The following is an 8,265-nucleotide window of genomic DNA, read 5'->3' on the forward strand; positions in this document are numbered from 1 at the left end:
TCCCTCCAACGCGTTCCATAAAGTGCGGTCCTAGAAGGGGTGAAAAACCCGAACGCCGCCGCGCGGCCATGCCGCCCGACATCACGACGACGCCGAAAGTCGCGCCGTCACGAATAAGACGGGCTAAACACCTAGCGCGACGCCCGAAAAGTGCGCTTCCGGCGAGAGAAGGCCCGCTTCCGCAAACAAATTCTTCGCCTGCTGCACAAGACGTTTGCGCTCCTCGTCCGGGAGAACGAACTTCTTGTTTTTCGGATTGTCTCTGTCGGGTTCGTCTACGACTCGCCACGGCCGGCGTTCGTCGGGGAAGTCCGCATCCGCTCGGCCGTTTTCCGCCCATAGCGAACCGGAGGCGCGGTAGAACTGAACACCCGCCGATCCGTTTTCAAAGAAGATCGAGCCGTCCTCGTCGACCGTCTTGAATTTGTCGAGCTTTAGCAGTGACCGAAAACGGTCGATTGCGGGCCGCCGTTCTTCTAACGACGGCGTATGAACTAGAAAAACCGGCAGTTCGGTCGGGACTTCAGGTAAGGGCCCGCGAATTGCGATGTCGTTAAGCTGAATCGCCATGACGACTCTCCCTGTTTGGCGTCGCGCTTCAGCACTCCCCATGAGCGGTCCAGAACTCGCGCGCTCGTGTCGGGTCTCGCGGTTCCGAGGTTGACAGAACCTCGCCATACGTATCGACCCATACACCGCCAGACGTTTCGCCATTGGCGCGCAGATAGGCCCATTCCTTGCTGTTGCTCTCAGTTTCAACACAGGCGCGTCGCCAGGACCGCCGCAGAGAAAATGCGTCATATCCATCTAAGTGGCGGCTCGAATAGCGCGCGAATTTTTTTTCCGCGATAGGCGGCCTCGCCGCCGCTCGTCGAACGGGTGTGGAAGCCGAACATGTAGTGCAAGCGCCCGAATGCCCCGACCCATCGTCCGACCGAATTTGTTGACGAGTGGTAGAGCAGGCGACATGCGTGCGAGGAAAAGAACTCTAGATCGTAGTCGCCCCAATTGATGTCGTTGTCGTAATAGACGCCGCCATCGTAGCAACGAAAGCCCCGACCATATGTGCTTTCATCGTCCGGATCGAAGTCGCCATGCGAGCACATGTACATGAAGTCGACGCGATCAACGACTTCATCCGTCGTTTCGGCGCTGAGGAAATGGCTGCGAACGACTTCTTCGTCGCCATGGTCCTGTTCCCATCTGACGTCGGGGCGCTCTTCCAATCTTTCTGCAAACCGGCGCGCCTCTCGGCGTCGCGCATTGAGGCCATCACGGATCCACCAGCAGCCGACGCTCAGCATTTGGCCCTCCCGCTCCGCCATCCTTGGGCTTGTCGAGAAAAATTCTATGTGCTCTGCGCTTTCTGGAAGCGCTGTCGATAAGGGCGACGAGCGCTACTCTACGCCAACGCGTCATCAGTGATACCCAAAAACATTGTGATATTGCGGCTTTATGGCGCAGCGGCGTATCGGCGCGCCTCCGTTCGCAGGAGTTTTCGACACATGCGCTTCGAGTGAGTCTGTTGAAAAACTGCGTGGAGCGCCAGCTAAACTCGCTTATGTTTTACTATGCGCTCAAATTCATCATCTCAGCGCTCATCGTCGTCGCCCTTTTGCCAAGCGCTCGACCGCGCTCGTGGCTTTTGTCGCGTCGCCGCCGCTGACTTCGCTCCTAGCGTTCATCTGGCTGAAGACCGACGGCGAGGCGCCGCCGATCCGGTGGGGCTCGCAGACATTTTTCGCAGGGGTGTTCCGAAGTACAGACTTTTCTGCGCGACAGTTGCCTCGTTTGTTTTTCTCATCGTTTCCGTCCTCGCCGCCGAAGACCTCGGCGCGTCGAGCCCGACGTACTGGTCGGTTCCGCAGGTCGACGCTCTGCCATACGACGCCCACAGTCGGCTGATCCGCCATGGGCGCGATCTGATCACCGCGACCTATTCGCATATCGGGCCGGACATGCCGAACCGCGCGCAGCGCTTTTCCGGCAACAATCTCGCCTGCGGCAATTGCCATCTCGACGCCGGCGTGAAGAAATTCGGCCTGCCGATTTTCGGACTCTCGGCGGATTTTCCTGCCTATAGCGCGCGCGCCGGCGCCGAGATCACGCTCCAGGAGCGCATCAATTCCTGCATGACGCGCAGCATGAACGGGCGCCCGCTGCCGGCCGCTTCCGAGCCCATGCGCGCCATCGTCGCCTATATTACGTTTCTGTCGAAAGGCGTCGCCAAGGGCGAGAAGCTTTCGGGTCTCGGCGCGGGAACCATGCCCGAACTCGACCGCGCCGCCGATCCGGCGCGCGGGCGCGATATTTATCAGGCGCGCTGCATCGGCTGCCACAACGTCAACGGCGCCGGGGTGCAGAACAGCTTTCCGGGACTTGGCGCCGGCTACGCTTTTCCGCCGCTCTGGGGCTCCGACAGTTTCAACGACGGCGCCGGCATGGCGCGGCTGATCACGGCGGCGAATTTCATTCACTCAAATATGCCGGACGGCGTCGACTATCTGCATCCGCGGTTGTCGCCCGAAGAGGCATGGGATGTCGCGGCGCTGATGATCTCGAAGCCGAGGCCGCAGCGCGCCGGGGTGGACAAGGATTTTCCCGACCTTTTGAAAAAGCCGATCGATGCGCCTTATGGCCCCTATGCCGACGGATTTTCAGAAGAGCAGCATAAATACGGGCCTTACGGACCCATACGCGAAAAGCTGAAGGAGATCGAAAAGCAGAGGACGGAGGTGAAGAATCCGAATGTGAAGTAGGCGGTAAAACGCCGCGCTCTGGCGTCCATGTGGCGGATTTCGACAAAGGGACGCGCCGCCACGATTCTGTGTGACCCGTTTGCAACAGGCGGGGCACAATCGCAAAGCGCCTTTAAAAACACTCTTTAACTTTGGCTGGCGACCGCTGAGAATAAGCAGTCTCTTGTTATTTGTCACACGCGAGCCGCCCGAATGGTCCGTCGTCTTCAGACCGCCGCCTCACTTTATGCGCTTGTGGCCGGTTTGGCGGCGATGTGGGTGGATGAGGCTTGCGCTCAAACGGCGTTGCCGACGATCGAGGTCGGCAGCCACAAGATCAAACACACGACCCATCGACAGCCGGCCCGTCCGCAAGGCCCGGCGCGGACGACCGCGCTCGTGCAGGTCGCGCAGGCGCCCTCCGGGCCTTCGACGGAGCAGGACACTGCGCTTGGGCCGAAGATCGATTATCCGACCGGCCCGAAGGAAATGTCATCGTCGAGCGAGCGGTTCTTCACCGGCGGCCAGGTCAACGCCATTCCCTTCTATCGGCCCGGCGAGGCGCTCGAAATCGTGCCGGGCCTCGCCGTGACCCAGCACAGCGGCGAGGGCAAGGCGAACCAATATTATCTGCGCGGCTTCGATCTCGATCACGGCACCGATCTCGCGCTTTATCTCGACGGCATGCCGCTCAACATGCGCACCCATGGCCATGGCCAGGGATATGCGGATGCGAACTTCGTGATGCCCGAATTGCTCGCGTCGATCGATGCGCGAAAGGGTCCCTATAACGTCGAAGACGGCGACTTTTCGAACGCCGGCACCATCCGCATGCAGTATTTGAGCCGGGTGCCCACTGGCGTCTTTACGTCAAGCGCAGGCGAATTCGGATATGCGCGGCAGTTCGGCATGAAATCGTGGAACTACATGGGCGGCGATATCCTCGGCGCAGGCGAGATGTCGGTTTATGACGGCCCGTGGCTGACGCCCAATCGCGTGCGCAAGATCAATGCTGTTTTGCGCTGGAATCGTGGAACGGAGGCCGATGGTATTGGCATAACCGGCATGGCCTACGCCAACCGATTTAACGCCACGAACCAGATCCCCCTGCGCGCCGTCCAGGAAGGATTGATGTCGCGTTGGGGCGCGATCAACCCGACCGACGGCGGCGACACGACGCGCTTCAGCATCTCCGGCCACTGGGCTCGGCTCGGCGAAAACAATTATTCTCGCGTTGAGGGCTACGCCATCCATTCCACCTTGGATCTCTTCAACGACTTTACCTATTATCTGAACAATCCCGTTCTCGGCGATCAATTCCGTCAGTTCGATCGTCGAACGATCCTGGGGTCGAATGGCGTTCACGGGATCAAATTTGATGTCGCCGAGACGCCTTCCGAATTGCGTTTCGGCTATCAAACGCGTTGGGATGACATTCGGGTCGGGTTGCAAGATACATATCAGCGCACGCCCTATAACGCCATTCGTAACGACCGTGTCGGCGAAGCGAATTTCAGCCTCTACAGCGATGTAAAAACCAAATGGGCGCCTTGGCTGACAAGCGTCGTCGGCGCGCGCTGGGACTATTATTGGGCCAGCGTCGGCGGCATTCAGTCCTATTGGTCGTCGCCGATCGCGGGTTACGTCAACGATAATCCTGCGCAACCGGTCAGGCTTTGGACTGCGCCGTTCAACAGCGGTTCCAGCAAGGCCCAACTCTTGAGCCCCAAGGCGTCGGTGATCATCAATCCATTCGATGACAAGACCGACTTCTATCTCAATTTTGGCCGTGGATTCCATTCGACCGACGCGCGCGGCACGACGCAGACGTTCTCGACCACCGAAGCGTCGGACAATCTTGGCTATACGTTCGTACAGCGCCGGCCGCTGCTCTCTCCATCAACCGGCGCCGAAGTTGGCGTGAAGACGAGAGCGATCGACAAGCTGGAGTCGGCGCTGACGCTGTTCTGGATCAAGCTGCAGTCCGAGAATGTTTTCGCCGGCGACGAAGGCAATACGGTGTATGGCCCTCCCAGTCGCCGCATCGGATTCGAATTCACCAATCATTATCGGCCCTTGTCATGGTTGAGCTTCGAAGGCGATCTGACCATGGTCAATGCGCGTTTCCTTGGTTACGACACGGATCAAGCAAACCTTTATTATCAGCTGCTGCAGCCTGACGCGCTGCGTTGGGGCACGTTTTATGGCAACAAGCCGGGAAATTTCCTGATCAACGCCGCGCCGATCATCGCGACCGCGGTTCTGGAACTGGGCGAGCCGACCGGCTGGTTCGGCGCGCTCAAATATCGCTATATCGGGCCTAGAGCCCTGACCCAGGACGGCTTCTTTAAAAGCCCGGCGATCGGCACCGTGAATGCGCGGATCGGCTATCGCTGGAAGGAGGGTTGGAAACTCCAGCTCGACGTCTTCAACATGCTCAACTCTCGCTCGCAGCTGATCGCCTATGGATATGGCTCATTGCTCCCAACGGACCCGCTCTACCGAGCCTGCAATGGTCTCCTCAATGTGCCGGTCACCGCCGCCAATTGCGGAACCGGCGTGATGGGCGTTCAAGGGCATCCGATCGAGCCGCCGTCCTGGCGCCTCACCTTCGGCGGGCCGATCGAATTCGATCCCTCGGTCAAAGGCCCCGATCTCACGGAGCCGTTCAATCTGGTGAAATTCTGGGATTGAGCCGGCCGCCGCGCGGCTCGCTCCGTTGAAAGCGATCGCCGGGCGCGTTACACAGGAAGGGCGCGGGTGTAGTTCAGGGGTAGAACGTCAGCTTCCCAAGCTGAATGTCGTGGGTTCGATTCCCATCGCCCGCTCCAATAAAAACAAGACCTTGCGAGCAAATCTCGGCCTGCCGCCCGGTAAGCTCCGTCTTCGGTAAGCGCTCGGTAAGCAGAAACCGAAAATTGGACAGAGAGGTGAGTCGAAAGCGGCCCTATGACTCCGGGCGACCTGCGCCTACACGATCCAGTCTTCGTAGCCGCCGCGCCGCAAGCCGAGGAGCTTGTGCCAACCCTTCAGGCGGAACTTGCTCATTCGTCGCCGCCCTTTCACGGCGAAAACAGGGGTTCGATTCCCCTTGGCGCGCCAATGAAATCAATGAATTACAGATGATGTTCGGCCGGAGCCGCCTCAGATACGGAAATTTTACGGAAAACCCGCTCCGGAACGCCCGTGCATCTGAGGCGCAGGCGCAGCGACGGCACCTCTATCGAACCAGGGAGCCCCGACACGTCCACGCTCTCCCGCCAGCCGCAGAGCGGCAGGCGACCGCGCTCATGCCGAGGCTGCGAGGGTTCGTCGGGTCCATGGCGGGGCCGGTGTACCGCGGGACATGGGTCACCCCTTGAAAAGCTCTTTCTGCTTTTCAGGAGGCACGGGCAATGACTCTAGCGTCATCACATTCACGCCCTGGCCATCTAGGAGCTTGTTAAAGTCGCGGCTATTGTCCGTGACGATCGCCCGGGCGTTTCTCACAACAGCGGTCGCCGCAATGATTGCGTCGTATTTCATCATCGTAGCCCAGCCTGGCGCGCGGTCGTTCGGAGGGGTTTTGTTTTTCATGTCCCTAATCAAATAGCCGGTTTCAATCGCAATGGTTTCGTCGAGCGGTTGCAGACTGAAGGCTCTCTCGCGCCGAATCGTTTCCATAATTTCTTCGACTCGATCTATGCGCCCCGCGACCACCTCAGAGAGCACAACCGCGGGGATCATGATTTCCTCGCGCGACTTTTTCATCGTTTCAATGAACTGCGCCACGCGTTCATGTCCCCGATCCACGTGGCTCATCGCATCTGGATCGAGCAGCAGGATCAGAAAGTTGGCATCGGCTACGATCATGCCTAGCCAAGCTCATTGATTTCATCGATCGCGGTGGCGCCAGCTCCCGGAGGGATAAGCTCGCGCACGCGGCGGAGAACATCGTCGAGCGGCGTATCATCGAGGGGCTCGAAGGCGGTTGCGTCGAGCCGTTCAACCCGCCATCGCCCGTCCTTGCGCTTCCACCTTCCTTCGCCGGTGATCCGAACGTAGCGCTGGAAGTAAGCGCCGAGTTCTTTCGCCAGCGCGGCCGAGACGGTGACTTGCCCGGCGAGCCCTGCATCGTCGTCTATGCCGACATAGACCTTGTCCCCTGCACCCTCAATGCGCGTGAGTTTTCCCTGTAGCGTCGTAGGCTGCCTGACGGGCCCGACCGGCTTCTCCGCTTTGGGGAGGCCGGGGAAGTCGATTACCTCCCCAGGTAAATTGAGCTTCGCCGTCGTGCTATCGTCCGAAAGCTTTCCGTTCAATTTCAGCCAAGCTTTTGCAGATGACGAGTCCTCCCCATTCGCCGCCGCCCGAATGCGCGGGAAGACAACGGGGCGAGCTGCCTGCTCGACCTTCGCAATGATCGCAAGGCTTCCATCGCGAACGCAGCCAAAATGCACCTGATCCCGCGAACCGAAGAGTTCGGCGAGGTCGGCCAGATATTCGGCCAAGCGCCCCATGGGGAATGTGTCGGGGTCGGCGTCCTTGATTGTGAAGGGAATCTCTACCGTGTCGGTCATGGCGCGGCCCTCCCTTTCCGTTAGCCCTCTCCATTATCACGATGGGGTAAATCTACGAATTTTCGGTTTCGGAGTTAGGAAACGCAAAAACGCCCCGCCGTACTCGACGCGATCCGTGCCGCGCTCGAAAAGGCGGGCGTCGAGTTCATCGAAGAGAACGGCGGCGGGCCGGGAGTGAGGCTGAGGAAAAAGGGCCGCAAATAGCGGCAGCACGCGGCGCAGCCTTAATTGAAACACAAGGATTTGGCCCAATTTGTCGTGGACCTCGCCGACAGGCCTTTTTCGACGCCAAAGCAATTAGGAGGAAGAAGATGTTGACCAGGACATTGGTGGCACTTTTCGTTTCTATGGCGCTGACTCCTTTTCTGCCGGCGACGGCGCAAGCGGGTGGTTTTCTGCCGGCGACGGCGCACGGGCTGGTTGGCGGCTGCGTACATCAATGTGTGAACACGCACAAAGTCGATCTGAAAGAATGCGGAACGCCTTTGAAACCCGGCCCTCAAGCGTTCGCCGCCTGCGTGCGCGAACAGGCGAACGATCTAAAGGAGTGCGTGTTCGAGTGCAGGCCGTCCCCGGCTTCTCCGTGACGCCGCGGTCATGAGCCGAGGCGCGCCTGCGAGATACGCCACAGGCGCGTCGTCGCACGCGGACACTCGACGCTCAGTTAAGGCTCAACTTATCTGGATAGCTCCTGTGGGAGAGCCGCAGGAAGTAGGCCCATGCCGTTTCAGCATCGGTCGCTGCCGCAGCCGCCAGCTCGATCGCGGCCAGCGGCTCGACATCGGGATTGTCGCGCAAGACACCTTCGATGAAGTCAGTCAGCGCTCGGCTCGCTGTAAAAGCCGCGCGCAACGCTGTGTTGAACGCCTCGCGAGCCTCGGCGCTTTCGAACGGCGACGGCGGTTTCTTGGGCTTTCTCAATAGGTTTTCGGGTATTGACGGTATGCGGCCTTGCCGTAGATATCAAA

Annotated in this window: 8 protein-coding genes and 1 tRNA gene; 4 read left to right on the top strand and 5 right to left on the bottom strand. The window is 59.6% G+C overall.

The genetic code is table 11. The features are described from left to right. Nucleotides 1-123: 123 nt before the first annotated feature. Together AB7I51_RS16880 and AB7I51_RS16885 are read right to left on the bottom strand one after the other, a co-directional pair. The gene (locus AB7I51_RS16880) at nucleotides 124-570 is read right to left on the bottom strand and encodes a hypothetical protein (protein ID WP_428406352.1); all 447 of its coding nucleotides are present in this window, start codon (nucleotides 568-570) and stop codon (nucleotides 124-126) included. Nucleotides 571-797: 227 nt separating this feature from the next. Further along, on the bottom strand, nucleotides 798-1,304 hold the full coding sequence (locus AB7I51_RS16885) for a DUF6345 domain-containing protein (protein WP_428406353.1): 507 nt from the start codon (nucleotides 1,302-1,304) through the stop codon (nucleotides 798-800). A 498-nt stretch (nucleotides 1,305-1,802) separates the two neighbouring features. Here AB7I51_RS16885 and AB7I51_RS16890 point away from each other — a divergent pair, with 498 nt between their 5' ends. From AB7I51_RS16890 to AB7I51_RS16900, 3 genes are all read left to right on the top strand, one after another. Further along, nucleotides 1,803-2,759: a c-type cytochrome gene (locus tag AB7I51_RS16890; RefSeq protein ID WP_428406359.1), complete on the top strand. Its 957-nt coding sequence runs from the start codon at nucleotides 1,803-1,805 to the stop codon at nucleotides 2,757-2,759. A 192-nt stretch (nucleotides 2,760-2,951) separates the two neighbouring features. Next, the gene (locus tag AB7I51_RS16895) at nucleotides 2,952-5,432 is read left to right on the top strand and encodes a TonB-dependent receptor (protein WP_428406354.1); all 2,481 of its coding nucleotides are present in this window, start codon (nucleotides 2,952-2,954) and stop codon (nucleotides 5,430-5,432) included. Between the two features lie 62 nt (nucleotides 5,433-5,494). Further along, nucleotides 5,495-5,569: transfer RNA gene (locus tag AB7I51_RS16900), tRNA-Gly, on the top strand. 520 nt (nucleotides 5,570-6,089) lie between these two features. Here AB7I51_RS16900 and AB7I51_RS16905 read toward each other — a convergent pair. Beyond that, nucleotides 6,090-6,590: a type II toxin-antitoxin system VapC family toxin gene (locus tag AB7I51_RS16905; RefSeq protein ID WP_428406355.1), complete on the bottom strand. Its 501-nt coding sequence runs from the start codon at nucleotides 6,588-6,590 to the stop codon at nucleotides 6,090-6,092. A 2-nt stretch (nucleotides 6,591-6,592) separates the two neighbouring features. Further along, complete coding sequence (locus AB7I51_RS16910) at nucleotides 6,593-7,297, bottom strand: hypothetical protein (RefSeq protein WP_428406356.1); 705 nt, start codon at nucleotides 7,295-7,297, stop codon at nucleotides 6,593-6,595. Between the two features lie 311 nt (nucleotides 7,298-7,608). On the opposite strand from AB7I51_RS16910, the gene AB7I51_RS16915 reads away from it, so the two are divergent. Then, the gene (locus AB7I51_RS16915) at nucleotides 7,609-7,884 is read left to right on the top strand and encodes a hypothetical protein (protein WP_428406357.1); all 276 of its coding nucleotides are present in this window, start codon (nucleotides 7,609-7,611) and stop codon (nucleotides 7,882-7,884) included. Nucleotides 7,885-7,957: 73 nt separating this feature from the next. Here the strand turns inward: AB7I51_RS16915 and AB7I51_RS16920 are convergent, their stop codons facing one another. Then, nucleotides 7,958-8,095, bottom strand: coding sequence for a hypothetical protein (locus AB7I51_RS16920; RefSeq protein ID WP_428406358.1), 138 nt, complete (start codon nucleotides 8,093-8,095; stop codon nucleotides 7,958-7,960). Nucleotides 8,096-8,265 lie beyond the last annotated feature (170 nt).

Origin of the sequence: Methylocystis sp., assembly GCF_050246715.1 — a bacterium.
In the GTDB taxonomy this organism is placed as follows: Bacteria; Pseudomonadota; Alphaproteobacteria; order Rhizobiales; family Beijerinckiaceae; genus Methylocystis.